General features: G+C 59.2%; 17 protein-coding genes and 1 pseudogene. 9 read left to right on the top strand and 9 right to left on the bottom strand.

Annotated elements, in window-relative coordinates; all coding sequences use genetic code 11:
* The first annotated feature begins 75 nt into the window (after positions 1-75).
* Positions 76-1,413, top strand: a complete 1,338-nt coding sequence (locus AUR_RS02060; protein ID WP_206616213.1) for an HNH endonuclease — start codon at positions 76-78, stop codon at positions 1,411-1,413.
* Here the strand turns inward: AUR_RS02060 and AUR_RS02065 are convergent.
* The 4 genes from AUR_RS02065 to AUR_RS02080 form a co-directional block, all read right to left on the bottom strand.
* Positions 1,382-1,723 carry a YciI family protein gene (locus AUR_RS02065; RefSeq protein WP_062096957.1) on the bottom strand — a complete coding sequence of 114 codons (342 nt, stop codon included), beginning with the start codon at positions 1,721-1,723 and terminating at the stop codon, positions 1,382-1,384. The genes AUR_RS02060 and AUR_RS02065 overlap by 32 nt on opposite strands.
* 55 nt (positions 1,724-1,778) lie before the next feature.
* Positions 1,779-3,113: a hypothetical protein gene (locus tag AUR_RS02070; protein WP_062096958.1), complete on the bottom strand. Its 1,335-nt coding sequence runs from the start codon at positions 3,111-3,113 to the stop codon at positions 1,779-1,781.
* Positions 3,114-3,267: 154 nt separating this feature from the next.
* Positions 3,268-3,876 carry a DUF4352 domain-containing protein gene (locus AUR_RS02075; RefSeq protein ID WP_062099218.1) on the bottom strand — a complete coding sequence of 203 codons (609 nt, stop codon included), beginning with the start codon at positions 3,874-3,876 and terminating at the stop codon, positions 3,268-3,270.
* 53 nt (positions 3,877-3,929) lie between these two features.
* The gene (locus tag AUR_RS02080) at positions 3,930-4,589 is read right to left on the bottom strand and encodes a hypothetical protein (RefSeq protein ID WP_062096959.1); all 660 of its coding nucleotides are present in this window, start codon (positions 4,587-4,589) and stop codon (positions 3,930-3,932) included.
* Between the two features lie 229 nt (positions 4,590-4,818).
* Here AUR_RS02080 and AUR_RS02085 point away from each other — a divergent pair, with 229 nt between their 5' ends.
* The 8 genes from AUR_RS02085 to AUR_RS02120 all read left to right on the top strand — a co-directional run bounded on the left by AUR_RS02085 (position 4,819) and on the right by AUR_RS02120 (position 16,395).
* Positions 4,819-6,876, top strand: a complete 2,058-nt coding sequence (locus tag AUR_RS02085; RefSeq protein WP_241650842.1) for a hypothetical protein — start codon at positions 4,819-4,821, stop codon at positions 6,874-6,876.
* Positions 6,876-8,504, top strand: coding sequence for a class I SAM-dependent DNA methyltransferase (locus AUR_RS02090; protein WP_062096961.1), 1,629 nt, complete (start codon positions 6,876-6,878; stop codon positions 8,502-8,504). Before AUR_RS02085 ends, AUR_RS02090 begins: the two co-directional genes overlap by 1 nt.
* Positions 8,501-9,652 (top strand): restriction endonuclease subunit S, encoded by a 1,152-nt coding sequence (locus tag AUR_RS02095; RefSeq protein WP_062096962.1) that lies wholly within the window; start codon positions 8,501-8,503, stop codon positions 9,650-9,652. The genes AUR_RS02090 and AUR_RS02095 overlap by 4 nt, the downstream gene beginning before the upstream one ends.
* An 82-nt stretch (positions 9,653-9,734) precedes the next feature.
* Positions 9,735-12,923, top strand: coding sequence for a type I restriction endonuclease subunit R (locus AUR_RS02100; protein ID WP_062096963.1), 3,189 nt, complete (start codon positions 9,735-9,737; stop codon positions 12,921-12,923).
* Positions 12,920-13,744 (top strand): GTP pyrophosphokinase, encoded by an 825-nt coding sequence (locus AUR_RS02105; RefSeq protein ID WP_062096964.1) that lies wholly within the window; start codon positions 12,920-12,922, stop codon positions 13,742-13,744. Before AUR_RS02100 ends, AUR_RS02105 begins: the two co-directional genes overlap by 4 nt.
* Positions 13,745-13,786: 42 nt before the next feature.
* Positions 13,787-14,934 (top strand): IS3 family transposase gene (locus tag AUR_RS02110; RefSeq protein ID WP_128397032.1). Its coding sequence is split into 2 segments (ribosomal slippage): positions 13,787-14,060 and positions 14,060-14,934, totalling 1,149 coding nucleotides; the frame shifts between segments, so codons are not numbered across the junction.
* Positions 14,935-14,978: 44 nt separating this feature from the next.
* Positions 14,979-15,233, top strand: coding sequence for a hypothetical protein (locus AUR_RS02115; RefSeq protein WP_128397033.1), 255 nt, complete (start codon positions 14,979-14,981; stop codon positions 15,231-15,233).
* Positions 15,234-15,792: 559 nt separating this feature from the next.
* Entirely contained in the window at positions 15,793-16,395 is a 603-nt protein-coding gene (locus AUR_RS02120) for a DUF4230 domain-containing protein (protein ID WP_128397034.1), read from the top strand.
* Positions 16,396-16,414: 19 nt separating this feature from the next.
* Here AUR_RS02120 and AUR_RS20460 read toward each other — a convergent pair.
* The 5 genes and pseudogenes from AUR_RS20460 to AUR_RS02140 all read right to left on the bottom strand — a co-directional run.
* Positions 16,415-16,620 (bottom strand): annotated as a pseudogene (locus AUR_RS20460) (IS481 family transposase); the annotation flags it as partial.
* Between the two features lie 436 nt (positions 16,621-17,056).
* On the bottom strand, positions 17,057-18,082 hold the full coding sequence (locus AUR_RS02125; protein WP_164888655.1) for a serine/threonine-protein kinase: 1,026 nt from the start codon (positions 18,080-18,082) through the stop codon (positions 17,057-17,059).
* Positions 18,066-18,554: a hypothetical protein gene (locus AUR_RS02130; RefSeq protein ID WP_062096966.1), complete on the bottom strand. Its 489-nt coding sequence runs from the start codon at positions 18,552-18,554 to the stop codon at positions 18,066-18,068. The genes AUR_RS02125 and AUR_RS02130 overlap by 17 nt, the downstream gene beginning before the upstream one ends.
* A gap of 7 nt (positions 18,555-18,561) precedes the next feature.
* Entirely contained in the window at positions 18,562-19,536 is a 975-nt protein-coding gene (gene nrdF, locus AUR_RS02135; protein ID WP_062096967.1) for a class 1b ribonucleoside-diphosphate reductase subunit beta, read from the bottom strand.
* Entirely contained in the window at positions 19,533-20,327 is a 795-nt protein-coding gene (locus tag AUR_RS02140; protein WP_082694562.1) for an NUMOD3 domain-containing DNA-binding protein, read from the bottom strand. The genes nrdF and AUR_RS02140 overlap by 4 nt, the downstream gene beginning before the upstream one ends.
* Between the last annotated feature and the right edge of the window lie 10 nt (positions 20,328-20,337).

Genomic DNA, 20,337 nt, shown 5'->3' on the forward strand with positions numbered 1-20,337 from the left:
GGTGGGACTCTACCCGCCCCTCCGCCTCTCAGCCATCAATCCAAAAATGTCAGTGCCTCGTGTCATCGTAAAGATATGAGCGACGGCCGGGAGTTGGTAACCACACCACCGGCCCTTGTGCTGTCCGATTTTCAGGACTCTCTCAGCACCGGCGTCATCAGCAAGGACCTGATAGATCAGCTTCGTGTTTTGGAGGATATGAAGTCGGCGATCTCGGCGTTGCAGGCCAGAATCGCGGTGGCTTTCGATCTTGCCCAGCGGCAGGAACAAGCCGACGCCGGAGTCCCGGCCAACGAACAAGGCCGCAGCACCGCTGCCCAGGTGGCCCTCGCCCGCCGTGAATCACCCAACAAAGGCTCCCGGCTCCTCGGCCTGGCCAAAGCCCTCGTCACTGAAATGCCACGCACGCTGGCCGCCCTCCATACCGGGAAACTCAACGAATGGCGCGCTACGCTCCTCGTCAAGGAAACTGCCTGTCTCTCCGCCGAGGACCGCTGCGCCGTGGACGGAGAACTCGCCGCGGACACCGGCACGTTCGACGGCGCCGGGGACAAAACCATCATCAGCACCGCCAGGGCAGCTGCCTACCGCCGCGACCCCCGCTCCATCACCCAACGCGCAGCCCACGCCGCCACCGAACGCCATGTCAGCCTCCGGCCAGCACCGGACACCATGACCTACCTCACCGCGTTGCTGCCAGTCGCCCAAGGAGTTGCCGCCTACAAGGCCCTGACCCAAGCCGCCGCCACTGCCCGCAGCAACGGAGACACCCGCACCAAAGGGCAAGTCATGGCTGACACCCTCACCGAACAACTCACCGGCACACGGCACGGATACACCGGCATCGACCTGCATCTGATCATGACGGACCGCACCCTGTTCCAAGGCGACTCCACACCTGCACGCCTCACCGGCTACGGCACTGTCCCCGCCGAATGGGCCAGGAACCTGCTCACCACCGAAAGAAGACCCACCGACCAAACCTCCGGCGGAGGGACAAGCAACCCGGATCCCGAATTCAACATCTGGCTCCGGCGTCTCTACACCGCACCCGCGACCGGCGAACTCCTCGCCATGGACTCACGGGCCAGATTCTTTCCCGCAGGCATGCGACGCTTTATCGACACCCGGGACCACCTCTGCGCCACCCCCTACTGCGACGCGCCTATCCGCCACTACGACCACATCATCCCGTGGGCTTTAGGCGGCAAAACAACCCTTGCCAACGCCGCAGGGCTCTGCGAGAACTGCAACCACACCAAACAAAACCCCGGCTGGGCCACCGCACCTGTCCCGGGGGCCAGACACAGCTTTCACATCACCACCCCGACCGGCCACACCTACCATTCCACCGCTCCGCCGCCACCGGGACACGAGGGCGTCAGCTCGCGGGATCGTACTGGAATTCCCTGAGCTCTTGCGGACAGCGGCATGCCACAGCGATCTTTGCCGCCCACTCGATCGCATCTTCGCGGGACGGCAATTCCAGGACGGTGTACCCACCGTTGGGAACCGTGTGCCCAGGATACGTACCGGGCTCCACCATGCCATCGCCCGAGATCCGCACGGGTTCAATGTCTTCATTGATGCCGCCACCGAAGACGTAGACTCCTGCTGCTTTGGCTTCCTCGATGACGGCGTGGGCAGCATCAGCGACGGCTTGGAACTCCCCTTCCGGAATCATCATGGCTTCGCCGGGGAATGAGATCAGGTACTTGGTCATGGGGATCGCCTCCGTTCAACGTGCTCGGCAGCAGCTAGACGTCACTATCGAGCTTCTAGTCTTCTTCTTCGTCGCCTTGGTTCCGACGGCGCAGAACCCGACCCGAAAGGCCGTCGGTCAGCTTGTCTGAAATCGACTTTGTGCGTTCAAGAGTTTCATAGCCCACACGCCGAGCAGCTCCGACGCCTCCTGCTCCAGCTTCCAGAGCTCTATCCGTCACTAACCTGGCCCGACCAGCGGTTTCGACGCCCATACGCTGTACGGCGCTCGCCCCCTCGGCGCCAGTTTCGAGGGCTCTGTCCCGAAGCTCAGTTGCCGCCTCCGTCCATGTTTTGGCTTCCAATTCTTTGCGTACCTCTTGTAAACCGAGAGTCCCGTTGAAGTCAGTAACACCCACCGCAATCTGATTGCTGGAGAGAACAACGGCTCGACTGGTGGCAGGGTGCAACAACACTTTGGAATTTGCCGTCTGAGCCGATGTCTCCATTCTCGCCAGCAGGCGCTCTGAGCACTGCGATATCACCTTCAGGCGTTGGTCACGGGCAGCTTTCAAGCCGAGTCGATGCTCGTCGAGTTCCTCTGGCGAAGCGTCCAGCACCCGGTCGAGCTCAAGCACTGCGAGGGCATCTTGAAGTTGGAAGCACCGTGCCAGAACGGCCAGCCATTCCCTCACTTTGGGCTCAATTTCACTCAGTGTTTCGGCCAGGTCCCCTAGCTTGGTCTTGACCTCGATTTTTTCTGCGAGCGCATCGAGCTGACGAAGTGCATAACCTTGAGTGCTCTTAAGAGTTGCTGAAGTGGCTTGGACTTTTGACCAAGTGGTCTCTGAGACCCGACCCACGTGTTCCCGTATGGTCAGCGCCTCTTCGATCTCCATGTCTACTCCGATCATGGCAGCGAACACAGCGTCTTTCTGGGCCCGAAGCAGATCGTCGACTTTCCCCTCGATAGAGGCGAGGTAATCGGTGATTTCATCCATAGCCTGTTGCATAGCGATCTGGGACATGATGCCTGCAGCGCCAGAAAGTACTGCCGGATTGGTGATTATTGATCCAGGCACTTTCGCGAACTGGACTATCCCCTTGATTTGGCCGCCCTTTGCCTGCACGACCCCTAGACCGAGGCCCGTCGTCTTGCTTTGCATCAGCCCGTACCTATTTACGAGCTCGGCTGATTCCTTGGTCATCTTGACCCAACGGCCCGAACTAGCCGCGACTTCCGAGCCGGACTGAAGCACTCCAGCCGCAGTTCCCAAAGCTGTACTGAGGCGTTGAAGTCCGAGTTCCTTTGACTCAAGGCCTTCGGAGCTGAGGAACTTCTCGACGGCAGCCGGTTCGCCCAGCACAGCCAAACCGTCTCCATCACTGATCAGTTGAATCTCGCCATCCATGGGTATCTCCAAGGCTTGTGTAGGTCTGCTGAGTGCCGCGAGAGCCGGCGGCTCCCCCTGCTTGCTGTGCCGTCATCAGTGTCCCGCATGATGATGCAAGGCAATGCCCGCCACGCTGCAGCAAGCCGGTGCAACGTGGCGAGGGGAATGTGCCTTAGCCGGGGATCTGGATCCGTGCGGCCTCCCTCAGCAACGGATCGGAGATCATCACCGTTGCAAGGCCCGGGGCAATATCGAAGGCGATGTTGCCCCGGGCCTTATCGCCGGGCAGAACCTCACCGGAGCCCAGTTGATTGTCGGCGAAGAGACTCATGTCTGCCTTCCTTCCTTCAGCATCCTTGGCCGAGAAGTAGAGGGGGTTGGAGTTCGTCTTGCCCGATTCAGTTTCCCAAAGCACATCCAAGAGCAGATAAGAGCCGTTCTTCGGCGCGGTCGCAAATGCCCCGGCGGTCACGGTGTCTGTGCGGACAGCGGAAACGATAGTGATTCTGGCGACATTGTCGTTGCCCAGCTTCACGGAGAAGGGAACGCCGACTGTCGGCGCAGCAGGGGCAGACGACGGCGGTGCTGGCGCGGCTGACGCCGCCGTGGAAGGGACGGAGCTGGAATCCGCTGCCTGCTTGCCGGTGCCGGAACAGGCGCCTAGGAGAATCCCCGCAACCAGAAGCCCCGCTGGGACAACGTAGCGCTTTTGCTTATGGAACGGCCGAACAGCTGTTGCCTGGACGGCGGGCGAGACCGGTGCAAAGTTCTGGTTAGTCATGATGATGATGCCTTTCAGTGATGTGGTTTGGATGATGCTGCGTAATATTCCGGCTACTGTTTTTCCCACTTACCGCAGCGAGTCGAGTTGAAGTCCTGCCCTGTGGAGAGTGTGACTACTGGACGTCCGCCACCGGGGATATCGTTCTCGATGATGTCGCTGCCGTTGCTGCCGCTGCGGTAGATCCCCCAGTAGCAGGTGGACCCCACCTCCGCCGCAGCCCGGTAGGTGCCGGCTTCGATGTCGGTCCCCACAGTCCAGGTGCCGTCGCCTACAGTGCGTGCTGCCTTCGCCTTTTCGGCCCCGGTCACGGCGTCCTCACGGGCTTTGACCGCCGCCTCGGCCGTCTTCACGGCTCCATCGGCCTTGCCGACCTCGGTCTCCCTGGCTGCGACCTTGGACTCACGGGACGCGATGCCGTTCTCGAGAGTGTCGTACTTGCCCTTCACGGAGGCGTAACTGGAGAGTGCTGCGTCACGCTGAATCTCTACTGTGGCCTTATCGTCGGCCAGCGACTTATATGCCGTACTGTCTTTAGGCTCCGGCAACGTCGTTCCGAGCGCTGTTCCTCCGGCAAATACCACACCTGCGGCCACAAGCTGAACGGTAAGCTTCCAGCCTCGCTTGCTTGTCCGGGTAGGAGCATCGTCCCCGATTTGGGACACGTGCTCGTCATCGGGGATCACTGCCGGTGGACCTTCGACGTTCGACATAGTTGCTCCTCATTCCTCAGCTCATGGGAGGTGGCGGGATACCTCCCCCAATGTGTGGTTTCCCACCACCACCACAGCCTCGGAATGCTGCTTTCGTGGCTGCATGGCAAAGCTACGGCGAATTACTCGTCAACTAGCTGGAGCTTCTGATATGGGGGGTTATCAATGGATCGAAGTGGCATGCGCCCGTTAGCAACTAGGCTGTGAACACCCGTCGGAAGGACTAGCAATGGAAGCAACAGCGCGACCCCTACGCATGACGCTGTCGGATGTGGCAGCCCTTTCCCACGTTCAACGCCCCGTTGTCTCCATGTGGCGGAAGCGAAGCAGCGAAGGACCCTTGCCCTTCCCGGCGCCGGCGGAAGTTGCGAACGGCGTCGAACTCTTTGACGCAGACGACGTCACCTCGTGGCTGCAGGCCACCGGCCGAGGTAAGAATCCCGAGGCGATAAATGACGTGGCTGCCTATGCAAAACCAGTGCCCCTCACCGGCGAGTCAAAGGACAACCGCAAGATCTTCGAAGGCCTGACCGCACTACTCGCGTTGAAGGTCATTACCGGCCAAGTGTTGGGTAACAGAAATGCAACCGCTCTACTGGACGACGCCGACGAGGCTGACCCGGACGATCTGTTCCTTTATTCCGAACTGGAGTCCTTGGGCGCCGCTCTTCAGGGGTTGGCCAGCTTCGCAGACAGATTGGCGGACAGCGCCTACAGCGCCCCAGCGGCGTTTGAGAAACTCCTGACCAACCGCTTCAAGGAGGGCCTAAGGGAGCATGCGGGCACGGCGCTGACCACTGCCGCCCTCAATCTCGTCGGAGCAACCGCCGTAGAGCTCGCTGCAACGCTCGACAGTACGCCCGTCTTCGTGGATGCCACTCCGGGCGGGAGCGACGTGATGCTGAGCATTGCCCAGCAGTTCGGCGAGAAGGGGTCGGTCACCTTCCTGGCAGCTGATCACGACGGCGGTGCCTCACGTTTGGCGCGTCGGCGGCTGGCGGTGCATGGTACGGACAGCGCGCCCGTCAGGGTTGACGCCAAAGGTGCCTTCGCCGTCACGGGCTCCGCCGTTCATGTGGCGCAATATCCAGCGCCCGGTGAACTTGAACTAGGCACAAAAGGCATCCTCTCGGGCATTGAGAACATCGTGCTGCAAATGGACGACTACCAGCGAGCCGTGGTGATCGCACCTTCCCGGGTCCTGACAGACCCTCTTGGCGGTGAAGCGGGCAACGTCCGCGCAGACCTGTTGCGGTCCGGGCGTGTGCGGGCAATTATTCGTCTCACTGTCGGACTCCTCCGGGCGAAACCGCGCGAGCCGCAAGCATTGTGGGTGTTGGGGCCATCGTTTGCCGACGTACCCATTGCAGACCGGTGGACCATGGTCGCAGACCTTAGTACTGCCGAGTTGACTCTCGACGTGAGTCAGGACCTGATCAGTGATGTGGTTGCGTCCATGGGCGACCAGGCAACTATCCGAGCTCATTCCTTCCGTTTTGCCCGGCTCGTTAATACCCGGGCTCTGCTCGCCGGGGCGGGCGCTCTGGTCAGAGCACCGTCCAAGCGGACGCCGCTGGCTACATCCGGCGCCGAGACGGCTTTGCGCATCGACGACCTTGTCAGGAACCTTGGGCCAGGGACAGACGACCATGGGCTTCTAAGTGTTCAGCCTGTAGCTCACCGATCCGCCTCGACGCCAGCTTCAGTACAGGAACTCATGCGCTCCGGCCATGTGAAATACGCCAAAGGCATTCGGATCCAGGAAACGGACCTCAATACGACGGCGGGAAGCAGGATCATAGGCCGGGAGGAACTGCAGGACCAGCACAACGCCAAGCCGCGCTTCGTCACCCTGATGGACTTCGCAGCCAACTACCCTGCTGGCCGGCTCACCGAGCCAGGAGACGTTGTCTTCTGCACCAGCCCACGGCCCGCAGCGGTCGTTGACGCGGAGGGTGGCGCCGTCGTGGTCTTTCCAGCCCGAATCCTGAGGATTGACCAGGGTGACCCGGGCGGCCTGCTGCCCGCCGTCGTCGCCCGTGACATCAACAAGCTCCACCCGGCAGACAAGACCTGGCGCAACTGGCAACTGCGCCGCACGGGAGAAGCCCAACGCCAACCACTCAGCAACGCCCTTCAGCGGCTGCAACACGAGCAGGCCAAGGCCCTCGAACGACTCAAACAGCTTGAAGAACTCGCTACCCTGATTACGGACGGCGTAGCGGGCGGAAGCCTCACCCTGACAGACCCCATCTCCACCGCCGTACCAGAAGAAGGAACTAAATAATGCCCCCGAAAGCCAAGGTGGACCTCGCCCCGTCCACTATGAAGGAACTCAAGGACACACTCTGGAAAGCGGCGGACAAGCTTCGCGGCTCGATGGATGCGTCACAGTACAAGGACGTAATCCTTGGGCTGGTGTTCCTTAAGTACGTGTCGGACGCGTTCGAGGAACGTCGCGAACAGATTCAGGCTGAGCTGGAAGCCGAAGGACTCAACGAAGAGCAGATCAGCCAGCTCATCGACGATGTGGACGAGTACACCGGACGCGGCGTGTTCTGGGTAGCACCACGCGCGCGCTGGACCTACCTTGCAGAGAACGCCAAGGGCCTGCCTGCAGCCATGGGCGAGCACCCGAAGTCCGTTGGCCAGCTCATCGACGAGGCCATGGACATGATCATGATGGACAACAAGTCCCTGGCCGCGACGCTCCCCAAGATCTACAACAGGGACAATGTGGACCAGCGCCGCTTGGGCGAGTTGCTGGACCTGTTCAACTCCGCGCGGTTCACGGGTCAGGGTGCCAGCAAGGCACGCGACCTCCTCGGAGAGGTGTACGAATACTTCCTGGAAAAGTTCGCAAAGGCCGAGGGTAAGCGCGGCGGGGAGTTCTACACGCCGGCCGGCGTAGTCCGCGTACTCGTGGAAGTACTGGAACCGCACCGTGGGCGCGTGTATGACCCCTGCTGTGGTTCGGGCGGCATGTTCGTCCAAGCCGAGAAGTTCCTCGAGGCCCACAACATGGAGGGCTCGGACATTTCCGTCTACGGCCAGGAGCTCAACGAGCGCACCTGGCGGATGGCCAAGATGAACCTCGCCATTCACGGCCTCAACGCCAACTTGGCCTCGCGATGGGGCGACACCTTCGCCCGCGATCAGCACCCGGAGCTGACGGGCAACAACGGCGCGGACTTCATCATGGCCAACCCGCCGTTCAACATCAAGGACTGGGCCCGCTCCGAGTCCGATCCGCGCTGGAAGTACGGCGTTCCCCCTGCCGGCAACGCCAACTACGCCTGGATTCAGCACATCATTTCCAAACTGGCACCCGGCGGCAGCGCCGGCGTGGTCATGGCCAATGGCTCCATGTCATCCAACTCCGGCGGCGAAGGCGAGATCCGCGCCCAGTTGGTGGAGGCCGACCTCGTCTCCTGCATGGTTGCCCTGCCCACCCAGCTATTCCGTAGCACCGGCATTCCGGTGTGCACGTGGTTCTTCGCCAGGGACAAGACCGCGGGTCCGCGCGGCTCGGTGGATCGGACTGGTCACGTACTCTTCATCGACGCGCGGAACCTTGGCCACATGGTGGACCGCGCCGAGCGTGCCCTGTCCGACGAGGACATCGCCAAGATCGCCAACACCTACCACTCGTGGCGTGGCACCGCCTCCGCCGTTGAGGCTGGGCTGACGTACGACGACGAAGCGGGCTTCTGCTACTCTGCTTCACTTGCGGAGATCAAGGCCGCGGACTATGCGCTGACGCCCGGACGGTATGTCGGCGCAGCTGAGGTTGAGGACGACGGCGAGCCGATCGAGGAGAAGATCGCACGGCTCTCGAAGGAACTGTTTGAGCAGTTTGAAGAAGCCGAGCGGTTGGCTGCTGTTGTGCGCGAGCAGTTGGGGAGGGTCTCGTGATCGACTGGTGTCAGGTGAAACTTGGCGACATCGCGGACGAAGTGACTGTGGGACATGTTGGATCTATGGTCCACGAGTATCGCTCCGAGGGAATCCCATTGTTACGTTCCCAGAACGTACTCCCTCACGACTTCGACCTTAAGGATGTCAAATACATCGACCGTGACTTCCATGCCCGACTAAAAAAGTCGGCACTCCGACCCGGCGATGTAGTCACGGTTAGAACGGGCAAGCCCGGGGCAACGGCTGTGGTCCCTATGCACTGGGCGGAGGCAAACTGTTCAGACTTAATCATTACGAGACCAGGTAGCGAAATCAACGCCTATTGGCTGAGTTACTACATCAACAGCGTTGCAGCGGGTTATATAAACTCACAATTAGTCGGTGCAGTCCAACAGCACTTCAATGTGGGCGCGGCAAAGAACATTATGCTGAACCTTCCCCCATTGCACGAACAACAGGCCATTGCTGAGGCGCTGGGGGCACTCGACGACAAGATCGCCGCCAACACCAAACTCGTTTCCTTGGTGGACGATCATATGGGTCTTGAATACTCAGCCGCTGTCCTTGGGTCGGCTTCAGCTTCGCACCTCAACGAGGTTGCAGAATTTCACAATCGGAAGCGAGTCCCCCTATCTTCTCGTGAACGCGAGCAACGGCCCGGCGACGTGCCGTACTACGGCGCCAGCGGAGTCTTTGGCACAGTCGACACAGCAATTTTCGATGAGCCGTTAGTTCTGGTGGGAGAGGACGGCACTGTGATCAACGGCGACGGAACCCCCGTATGCCAGTACATTTGGGGGCCAGCGTGGGTCAACAACCATGCACATGTATTGACAGGCAAAGGAATTTCGACTGAATTGCTCTTTCTCGCCATAAAGCGAACGCAGGTTATTACTTTGGTCACGGGAGCAGTCCAGCCAAAGATCAACATGGGTAACCTGAAGCGGCTGACGCTGGAGACTCCATCAGTGGACAGGCTCGGCCGCTTGGAGCAAATCGTGAAGACGGAGACTGCAGTAAAGCGCGCCGCAATTGAAGAGAGCCGAACTCTCGCTGCCACTCGCGACGTCCTCCTCCCCCAACTCATGTCCGGCAAGCTTCGAGTCAAAGAGGCTCAGAAAGTTCTTGAAGACGTCAGGGTGTAGATGCCCGGCCCCATGATTGTACGAGCCGGGCATGCACTCCAAAAGAAGACCATTGAAAAGAGATAAAATTGGGGAAATCAAGATGGCAGCACCCGCAGTAGCCTTTTCGGAAGCCGACTGGGAAGGCGCCGCGAAGGAGCGGCTGGGCGAGTTGGACTGGCGGCCGATGGACGGCCAGGCGATTGCGCCCGGCAGCGGGGAGCGCGAGTCCTGGTCAGAGCTCTTGATCCGACCCCGCTTGTTTGCCGCGCTTCAGCGGCTCAATCCCTATGTCCCTGCACAGTACCTGCAGCAGGCATTGTCGGAAATCGCATCCCCAAAGTCGAACGATGCCATGAGCGAGAACCATCGAATCCATAATTATTTCGTCGACGGATATCGACTGACCTATATCGATTCGGACGGAAACGAAGCTAATCCGACCATCCGCCTGCTCAGCCAGTCACCGGATGAGAACGATTGGCTGGCCGTTAATCAGGTCACAGTAGTGCAGGGGGACTACAAGCGGCGCTTCGACATCGTGCTCTATTGCAACGGCATGCCCATCAGCATCATCGAACTAAAGAAGGCGGGCAGTGCCCACGCCGACCTCCCCGGTGCCCACGCCCAACTCCAGACTTACCTCCGCGAATTTCCATTGGCCTTCCGTTTCTGCGTCTTTACGCTCGCGAGTGACGGAATCCAGGCCAAATACGGAACTCCGTTTACCCCTTTCAACCACTTCTCACCTTGGAATGTGGATGATGACGGTGTCCCCGTTCCGCAGGGCCACATGGTTGATGGCGATGCCGTCACCGCATTGGATACTGCCCTGGATGGGCTCTACAACCAGGAACGTTTCCTGCAGCTGATCCGTAACTTCACGGCGTTCGACCAGGGCTCGGGCGGTCTGGCCAAACTTATTGCCAAGCCGCACCAGTACTACGCAGTGACCAAGGCTGTTGCCAGCACGATCCTGGCCGTCGAGAGCAACGGCAAAGCCGGCGTCGTCTGGCACACCCAAGGGTCCGGCAAGTCGATGGAAATGGAACTGTACGCCAACATGGTGGCCCGCCAACCAAAGCTGAAGAACCCGACCGTCGTGGTGATCACCGACCGTAACGAACTGGATGGGCAGTTGTTCGAAAGCTTCGATCGCAGCCTGCTCCTCGCTGAGTCACCCAAGCGAATCAAGAAGCGCTCCGAGCTGCGGGACGAGCTGAGTAACCGGACAACAGGCGGCATCTATTTCACGACACTGCAGAAGTTCGGCCGCAGCAAATCCGAGAAGGAAGCAGGCGCGGACCACCCGCTCTTGTCCAACCGGCGCAACATCATTGTCGTCGTTGATGAGGCGCACCGGTCGCACTACGACGACCTGGACGGATACGCTCGACACCTGCGGGATGCACTCCCCCACGCCACCCTGATTGCCTTCACTGGAACTCCGATCTCTTTTGACGACCGGAACACCCAGGAAGTCTTCGGCGACTACATCGACATCTACGATCTGTCCCGTGCAGTAGAAGACGGCGCCACCGTACCCGTGTACTTTGAGCCGCGGCTGATCAAGGTGGGTCTGTCCGACGGCGTCACCGAGGAGGACCTGGACAAGTCCGCAGATGAACTGACGCTCGGGCTGGACGATGCTGAACGCGCCCGCATCGAGGCAAGTGTCGCCGTCGTAAACGCTGTGTACGGTGCCCCGCAACGCGTCGCTGCCTTGGCCGAAGATCTCGTGGCCCACTGGGAGAACCGCCGCGAACGGATGCTCAAATTTATTGAGGCGCCTGGAAAGGCAATGATCGTGGGTGGCACGCGGGAGATCTGCGCGAACCTCTACTCGGCCATCGTGGCTCTGCGACCGGAGTGGCATTCGGACGACCTGTCAAAGGGCATGATCAAGGTGGTCTACTCGGGCGATGCGACTGATGTGCCGCCGGTGTCTACTCATGTGCGTCGCGATTCGCTGAATGCCCAGGTGAAGGAACGGCTAAAGGACGTCGACGACGAGCTTGAACTGGTGATCGTCAAGGACATGATGCTTACCGGCTTCGACTCTCCACCGCTACACACTTTGTATCTGGACCGACCGCTCAAGGGCGCGCTGTTGATGCAGACACTTGCCCGGGTTAACCGCACGTTCCGGGGCAAAGAAGACGGTCTGCTGGTGGCGTATGCCCCGCTTGCCGAGAACCTGTCCAAGGCGTTGAGCGAGTACACGCAGTCCGACCAGGCGAACAAGCCCGTGGGCAAAAACATCGACGAGGCCGTCGGGCTGACGATTTCCTTGGTAGGGACTTTGCGTTCTTTGTTGGCCGGCCATGACTGGAAATCCGTGCTGATGAAGGGCGGATCCAAGGCCTTCCTCAACGCCGTAACCGGAGCTGTCAGCTACCTGAGGAATCCGGCTACTCCTGGCAATCAGCCCGCAGACGGGGAAGAGTCACTCGCCGCGAAATACCGCAAATTCTCCGGTCAGCTGTCCCGTGCGTGGGCGCTTTGCTCCGGATCGGAGACCCTTGCAGAGCTGCGCCCAGAGATCCAGGTCTACGAGGAAATCCGGGTTTGGATGGCGAAGTACGACGCCGCCGATCGGCAGGCAAGCGGCCAACCGGTGCCAGAGGAAATCCAGCGCCTGCTGGGAAACCTCATTGCTTACGCCACGTCCTCCGGCGAAGTCCTGGACATCTACGATGCTGCCGGCATGCCCAAGCCGTCGTTGGATGACCTGACGCCGGAGTTCATCGCCAAGACGCAGAAGGCCCGGAACCCACAACTAGCTATCGAGGCTCTGCGGAAACTGATTGCCGATGAATCTGTCTCTTCCACCCGGAACAATGTGATCCGTCAGCGTGCCTTTTCCGAGCGGATCACCGAGCTGATGAAGAAGTACACGAACCAGCAGCTGACCTCGGCCGAGGTCATCGCCGAACTCGTGGAGTTGGCCCGTGAAGTGGCCGCGGAGGGCAAGCGTGGTGAGCAGTTCACTCCCCCGCTCAACTCAGACGAACTCGCCTTCTACGACGCAGTGGCCCAGAACGAGGCAGCCGTTGAGGTTCAGGGCGAAGGCATCTTGGCTGACATCGCCCGTGAACTGGTCGCTGTCATGCGTCGCGACGTCCGCACTGACTGGACCGTTCGCGACGACGTCCGGGCGAAGCTGCGTTCCTCGATCAAACGGCTCTTGGTTCGGTTCGGCTACCCACCAGATAAACAGCCAGAGGCCATCAAACTGGTCATGGAGCAGATGGAGTCCATGGCGCCTCGGTTTGTGGAGGCACGGTCATGAGTGCACCGCTCGATAGCGCACGATTTGCAGCTGGTGTCGAGTTGCAAGTAACCAGCCTGATAGACCGGCAAGCTCACCTCGCTGCCTCTCTCTCGGCAATTCAAACGGCGATCGAAGCCCGCCTACGGGACGACGGCCTTAACTACCACCTCGTCAAAAGTCGGGTGAAAAGTGCCGAATCTGTGCGGGGAAAATTGAGCAAGCTCGACCACGAAGGCAATCCCAAGTACCAGAATGGTTTGGATGATCTCGACGACATTCTCGGCGTTCGCGTCATCACCTATATTGAGCCTGATGTCACTAACGTCGTGTCCGCTCTGACCGGGCAGTTCAAGGTATTGGAGAACACTGACAAAAAGGCACAGCAAGTCAATAAAGGTGTTCTCGGCTACGCGGCGCATCACCTGGTGTTGGAAGTCCCTGACATTCAAACTCCGGCAGGATGCGCAGGATGCATAGGACAACGCTTCGAGGTTCAGATTAAGACGGTTCTTCAGCACGCCTGGGCGGAATTTGAGCACGACATTTGCTACAAAGCTCCGGGCACGATACCTCCAGCAATCAACCGCGCGTTCACGTTGGCTTCGGGTCTCATTGAGTTAGCGGACAACGAGTTCGTAAAGATACAGAAAGCAGTTGCCAAGGAAGAGGCGAATCTTTCACCCGATCCTGACGGTCATTCTGATGAGCCTATAACCTCCGATACGTTGGCGGAGGTGCTTACGGCCGAGCTCCCAGATCATCCTCGGAGCCGTAAAGAGCAGTATGACTGGTTGGTGGATCTGGTTGGGTCCCCGGAGAGTAGTCCAGTGTTTGTGTGAGTTTCGTGTCCGAGAATGGACACAGGAGGTAATTCACGAATCATGGCACGCAGACACGCCCCGGAGCAGGTCATCGCCAAGGTCCGGCAGGGCCAAAAGATGCTCAACGATGGCCGTCCGATGGTCGAGGTCGTCAAGGAGCTCCAGGTCACCGAGGCGACTTGGTACCGCTGGCTGAACCAGTACGGGTCTGAGAAGAACGCCGAAGCGTCCAAGCGGACCAAGGAGCTGGAGAAGGAGAACGCCCGGCTCAAGCGGTTGCTGGCGGAGAAGGAACTGGCGATCGACATCCTGAACGAGGTGGCGAAGGGAAAATTCTGAGCCCCGAACCACGTCGCCGTGCCGTGCGCATGGCGGTGGAGAAGTTCGGGGCATCCGAACGCTTCGCCTGCAAGGTCTTGGGGCAGAACCGGTCCGCGTTCCGCAAAAAGAAACCCGACATGGGCTTCGAAGAGGCGCAGCTCCGCTCGGAGCTGCGTGCCATCGCAATGAAGCACCCGGCGTGGGGCTGGCGGAAGGCCCGCTGGCACCTGCTGGCCCAGCCGGCGTGGGACGGGGTAGCGCTGAACAGGAAGCGCATCCGCAGGCTCTGGCGCGACGAAGGCCTGACCTGCAAACCCAGAGCCCGGAAGAAGCGCCGCACCGGGCCCGGCGCCGGGGAACAGAAACGCCTCACAGCCCAGTATCCGATGCACGTGGTCAGCTTCGACTTCCAATCCGACGTGACCTCCTGCGGCCGGCACATCCGGTTCCTCAACGTCATCGATGAATACACCCGCACGGCGCTGGCCGTCATCCCGCGAAGGTCGTTCAAAGCCACTGACGTGGTCGCGGTGCTGGAGAACATCATCGCCGAAACCGGCACCGCACCGACATACCTCAGGTGTGACAACGGCCCCGAATTCACCGCCGCCGCACTGATCGACTGGTGCGATACCGCCGGAGTCGACACCGCCTTCATCGACCCGGGCTCACCTTGGCAGAACGGCTTCATCGAATCCTTCAACGCCCAATTCAGAAGGGAACAACTCTCCGGAGAGATCATGGACACCATGGCCGAAGCGAAGTATTTGGCCGAGGAATGGAAGACTATCTACAATCATGAACGGCCCCACGGATCCCTGGACGGCATGACGCCGAAACGCTACTGGGAAACCTGGACGCAAGAAAACCAATTAGCTATCGCATAGACGCTGGACTGCTAACGGGGGCCCAATCAGATCTACTCAAGTCCATGAGCATAACCACAGTAGCCGATGCTCTAAATTTGCTGGACGTCGCAGATTGGAACTTTGTGCGGGAAAGGATGTCTTATAAGTTCCCAGCCGGGCACGTGCGAATTGTCGACGACTTTCTGCTTAAGGAATTCGGGGAACGCTACATTGATGAAACGAAGTCATTGGGCGACGATCCTGCTCGCGGTTCGAAACTTCGTTTCCGCCTCAAGAAATTTGAACATCAACCGGAGCCGGGCCCGGGCTTCGCCTAACATACAATCTTCTGCCGTGGGGCAGTAAGTCATCAATCACAAATGGGGAACTAATGTCAGCACACAATACGTCTACTGGGTACAACCCAGCTGTACCGACTGTCCCGCAGTCGGCTCCGCAAGCCAACACCGGCAAGAAGCAAGGACCATTCAGAGCGTTCGCCGCAAATGCTGGGCCGGTCCAGCTGGCACGAGTTGTTCTGGGCGCAATTCTTGGGTTGCTGTTCATATTGACTTGGCTCGCCACGGGGCCCGTTGTTGTGGACGCTGGCAGTCCTTCGGACTGGAAGTCGCAGCTCGCTGCTGCAAGCGTCAAGAACGAGGTTAACAACGGGGAGACTAAGGGAGCTCCCCAGCAATCCGTGGTCAACGGATGGTACGCAAACGACATCGCAGCTGTTACAGCCTCGCAGAATACTTATATCGCAGCCAGTTCCGCCCGAAACGGCGCCCTCCTGATGCTGCTCGGCCTAGGAGTTGCCGGTGAGCTGATTCTCCGAGGCCTTGAACGTGCACGGCTTTCCTCTGCGAAGTCCGACTCGCCGCAGGGAGCCTTTTAATGGTCAAGAGCGTGGTCATGGTCCTGGTTAGCGTCATCATCGGGGCCATAGCCGTAGTCGGCTTATCGAATCTGACCGGAGTCAGTCCATTTGTATCGCAGCGGAACGACCGAAGCCAGCCCGCTCTCTTGAAGTCGATCAAAGACATCAGCCAGTACCATGCCGCCGTGGGAAACTTTGAAACCGTGGTTGATATCGACGATAACGTCCCAGGCCTTCCTTCCGCTATTGCAGGACGTCGCACTCTGTTCGTTGCCGCGGGCACGGTAAACGCCTATGTGGATCTATCCAGTTTCGCGGATGACGACCTGAAGTTGTCTGCCGATGGGAAGTCGGTCACTGTACGGCTGCCGGAAGCGGTGCTGGACAAACCTAACTTGGACCACGATCGGTCCTACGTGTTCAGCCAAGACCGCGGGCTCATCGACCGGATCGCCGACGCCATGGAGACTCCCCCACAGGCGGAGTTCTTCAAACTTGCAGAGACGAAGCTGACTTCTGCTGCGCAGGAATCCAGACTCCGGGAACAGGCTGTCGAGAACACCAGGACCATGTTGACCGGGATGTTCAGCTCTCTAGGGATCCAAGCCATCTTCCGTTGAAAGATATCCCCATCCGTTACGCCAGCCCGGACCGGGACAATACCCGGTGCACCGTGGGCGTATGGATGCCCAGCAGAAAGCCGCTCCACGTAGGTCCCCAGCGGCGATGGACGCGGATCGCGATGATCCGCGTCCATCGCCGCGTCAGCTCCCGCTGAGGGGAGTTGACCGCCGGCTGGAACGATCCTGTATGCCTGCCCCGCCGTGCTCCCGGCAACGGGCTGCTAGCGCGCCGCCATCGAGCTCATCGACACACCCTCGGCAAGATGAAACCGCGAAATAAGCGCCAATCCTCCAGTGTGATCACCCACCGAAATCGTTTGGAACAGGTGGCAGGCCTTCTCTTTTGCCACCTAACCACGCCGAGCGTTCCTGACGTCCGCGAGCAATACACCTAGCCCGCAGTTCTTCTATTGGACCAGGAAGGCCGCCCCCGCGAGCCAGACCAGGTAGCCGCTGATTACAAGAAAGCCCGCACTCAGCGTCGAGCGTGCTGCCCGAACGCCCCTAGATTCTTCGACGATTGATCGCGGCTCAAGAGTCGGGACTGTGTTGCTTTGTACTGGTAAAGATCCGGGCTACTCGAATCACCAATCCCGCTCAACAGTGAGTACCGCCGCGACTCGACCCTAAATATCGAGAACAGTGAGGTAGGGAGCAACTATCCGGATTCCCCAGCTTCAATCATTCGGATGGCCTCCGCTACGGCATACATTGCCTCCATGCCGTCATACCTAACACAGGCCTTTTGCACTTTTCGGAATGGGCCGCCTTGGATCGATTTCCTCACCGTCACAACACCGTTCCCGGTTGTTATCCGCCATGAACGATTCTCACGGCTACTTTTTGGGCTCCCAAGCCACACAGAGCCCTCGCTGCTGCTGGCTTCCCAGAAATATTTAGGCATCGTCTTTTCGACAGCCTCACAAAGTGCGAAAGCCGTGGAATACCTTCGGGAAGGGTCAGTATCCAGAGACCGGGAGATAACCCTTTTCAAAGCACTAGACACATATGGCGGCCATACCTTCCGGTCAGGGAACAGTCCTTGTTTGGCTGCCTGACGAATTCCAGACATCGGGTCCGGCCCCTGAGCAACCTGCAGGAGTTGCTCGCTCCAAGCTGGTTCACCATTGAGCAGACGATAAGCTAGACATCCAAGGGCATAGATATCACCCGATGCTGACTCGACGGCGTCAGATTCAGGGGTAAGCGTGGGAATGTAGGCAATCTGACCGTGGCTTGGCTGTGTTCCTTTAATAAGAGCAAGGCCAAAGTCACCAATTTTTATGGATCTTAGCTCATCTAGCAGGACGTTTGCAGGCTTAAGGTCCCGGTGGAGGACTCCCCTACTGTGTAGATGACCCACGCCCCGGCATATATCAGGAAACCAATCATAAAAATCCCGTAGGTTTACGGGTCCCGAGCTGCAGGCAACCTCCAAGCTTCCGTTTGGCATATACTCTGTCCGTATTACAAAATCCTCACCATCTTTAGCAGCGCTAAAAACCTTTACGGTGTAGCGGGACTCTGATGCCACCATGAGCTTCGCCTCGTCAAGGTTGTCATTGAACCCTGTTCTTCCAAGAGGGATACGTTTTGTTGCATACACTCGGCCAGTATAAGAATCGACTTCCTTCCAAACTGATCCGAAGTTCCCACGGCCTAAACACTCAAGCTGCCTGAGCAAGCTGCACCTGTCGCCGGGCCACCAAGGCTGCAGAAATAGCCTCGTCGAAATACTTGGGCAAGTTCCTCGAAGTCCTCAACGCCGGCAGACCAGGGATATCGGCAACACTGGCGCCCCGTTTGAGTCCGAATTCAGTTGGCATCGATGCCTTCTTTATCGACGTGACGCTGACTTTTCGGGCTCCTAACGCGGCCAGCACAACACCCTCCACCTGGGCTCGAAAAAGTACGGCGTCCGTGTTCGTGCGCGCTAGAGCTCCTTGAACGACACTGGCCCCTTCTAGATCAAGGTCGATGAAGGACTCAGTGACGTTCGTGTGCACCCAATCCAGTTCTCGATCTCGGCTCCCGAAGTCAGGGATCACAGCCTTTTTGCTGTCGTGAATCCGCAAATGCTCGTTGTTAGAGCCATCCAGCAATACCCACAGAAACTCATTCTTAGCGGGAACTATACCCAAGTAGAAGGTGCTCATGTTGGCCCTAGAACTCCCAGTCCTCGTCTTCCGTGTTCACAGCCTTGCCGATCACGTAGGAGGAGCCCGAGCCGGAGAAGAAGTCGTGATTCTCGTCGGCGTTGGGTGACAGGGCGGAGAGGATGGCCGGGTTTACGTCGGTGACGGATGCCGGGAACATGGCCTCGTAGCCCAGGTTCATGAGCGCCTTGTTGGCGTTGTAGTGCAGGAACTTCTTGACGTCCTCGGCCAGGCCGACGCCGTCGTAGAGGTCGTGCGTGTACTGGACTTCGTTTTCGTACAGCTCGAAGAGGAGCTCGAACGTGTAGTCCTTGATTTCCTGCTTGCGTGCCTCGGAAACCTTCTCCAAGCCCTTTTGGAACTTGTAGCCGATGTAGTAACCGTGCACGGCCTCGTCGCGGATGATGAGGCGGATGAGGTCGGCCGTGTTGGTGAGCTTGGCGCGAGAGGACCAGTACATGGGCAGGTAGAAGCCCGAGTAGAACAGGAAGCTCTCCAGCAGGGTGGAGGCAACCTTGCGCTTGAGGGGATCGTCGCCCTGGTAGTAGTCCATGACGATCTGCGCCTTCTTCTGCAGGTTCTCGTTCTCGAGCGACCAGCGGAAAGCGTCGTCAATCTCCTTGGTGGAGCACAGCGTGGAGAAGATGGACGAGTACGACTTCGCGTGCACCGACTCCATGAAGGCGATGTTGGTGTACACGGCTTCTTCGTGCGGAGTCAGTGCATCCGGAATCAGGGAGACAGCGCCCACGGTGCCCTGGATGGTGTCCAGCAGGGTCAGGCCCGTGAAGACGCGCATCGTTAGCTGCTGCTCTTCCGGGGTCAGCGTGTGCCACGACTGGACGTCGTTGGACAGCGGCACCTTCTCCGGCAGCCAGAAGTTGTTGACCAGGCGGTTCCAGACTTCCACGTCTTTCTCGTCCTGGATCTTGTTCCAGTTGATGGCCTCGACGTGGCTCAGGAGCTTCACTTTCTCAGTCATTTGTCGTTTTCACTTTCTCGCATGAGCTTGGCTTGTGCTGCATCGTCGATGCAATGCTGACAGGTGGGCTTCACGATGCCCTTGTTAGTGTGATGGCGGGTGTGGGCGCTTCGGCGGCTGGATGGCTTTGGTACACCTCTCCGTGCCGCTGACATCTTGGCTCGCGTTTCGGCGCTGGCTGTCTTTCCGTAGTTTGGGTTGCCTTCACCCGTGAAGGCTTCGGAAAGCGCCTTACGTGCCTCTGCCGACATGGTGTGGCCGAAACCTGGATGATCCGGACCGAACCTCCCAAAATTAGGATTGTCTGGTCCCACAAACGTGCCCTTGCGCTGCTCTGCCCACTTCTGACGCTGCTCCGGTGAATGCGACATGCCAAAGAATGGATTATCCTCACCGAATCGACTCAGACCTTTGCGCCCTTTAGATCGTAGACGAGCAGCATCACGCATTTCGTCCGTCCAGACCACTCCGGTCGGGCCCAGCCCACCATCTGAGAGATTCAGCAGACGATCACCTTGGCTTCTCAAGTATGCGATCCAGTCAACCTCGGCCTGTCCAAGCTGATCCAATCCTTCGAGCCAACCGAGTTCATCGGCTATCAGGTCTGCGGGATTCTGTTTTCTGACCCAGTCGTAGAACGGAGTTTTGCGGCCTTGAGCTGCAACCCTGAGATGTTGGTGGAACCGACGGCTGGCGGTCTTGGTCGTGATTCCGACATAGCGGTACTCAACCTCGCGGCGAAGCCTGATGCCATAGACCAAGCCGCCTGTCGCCGTCGTAGTTCCCTTCAACTCAGAGCAC

The sequence above is a fragment of the Paenarthrobacter ureafaciens genome (genome assembly GCF_004028095.1).
Lineage (GTDB): Bacteria > Actinomycetota > Actinomycetes > Actinomycetales > Micrococcaceae > Arthrobacter > Arthrobacter ureafaciens.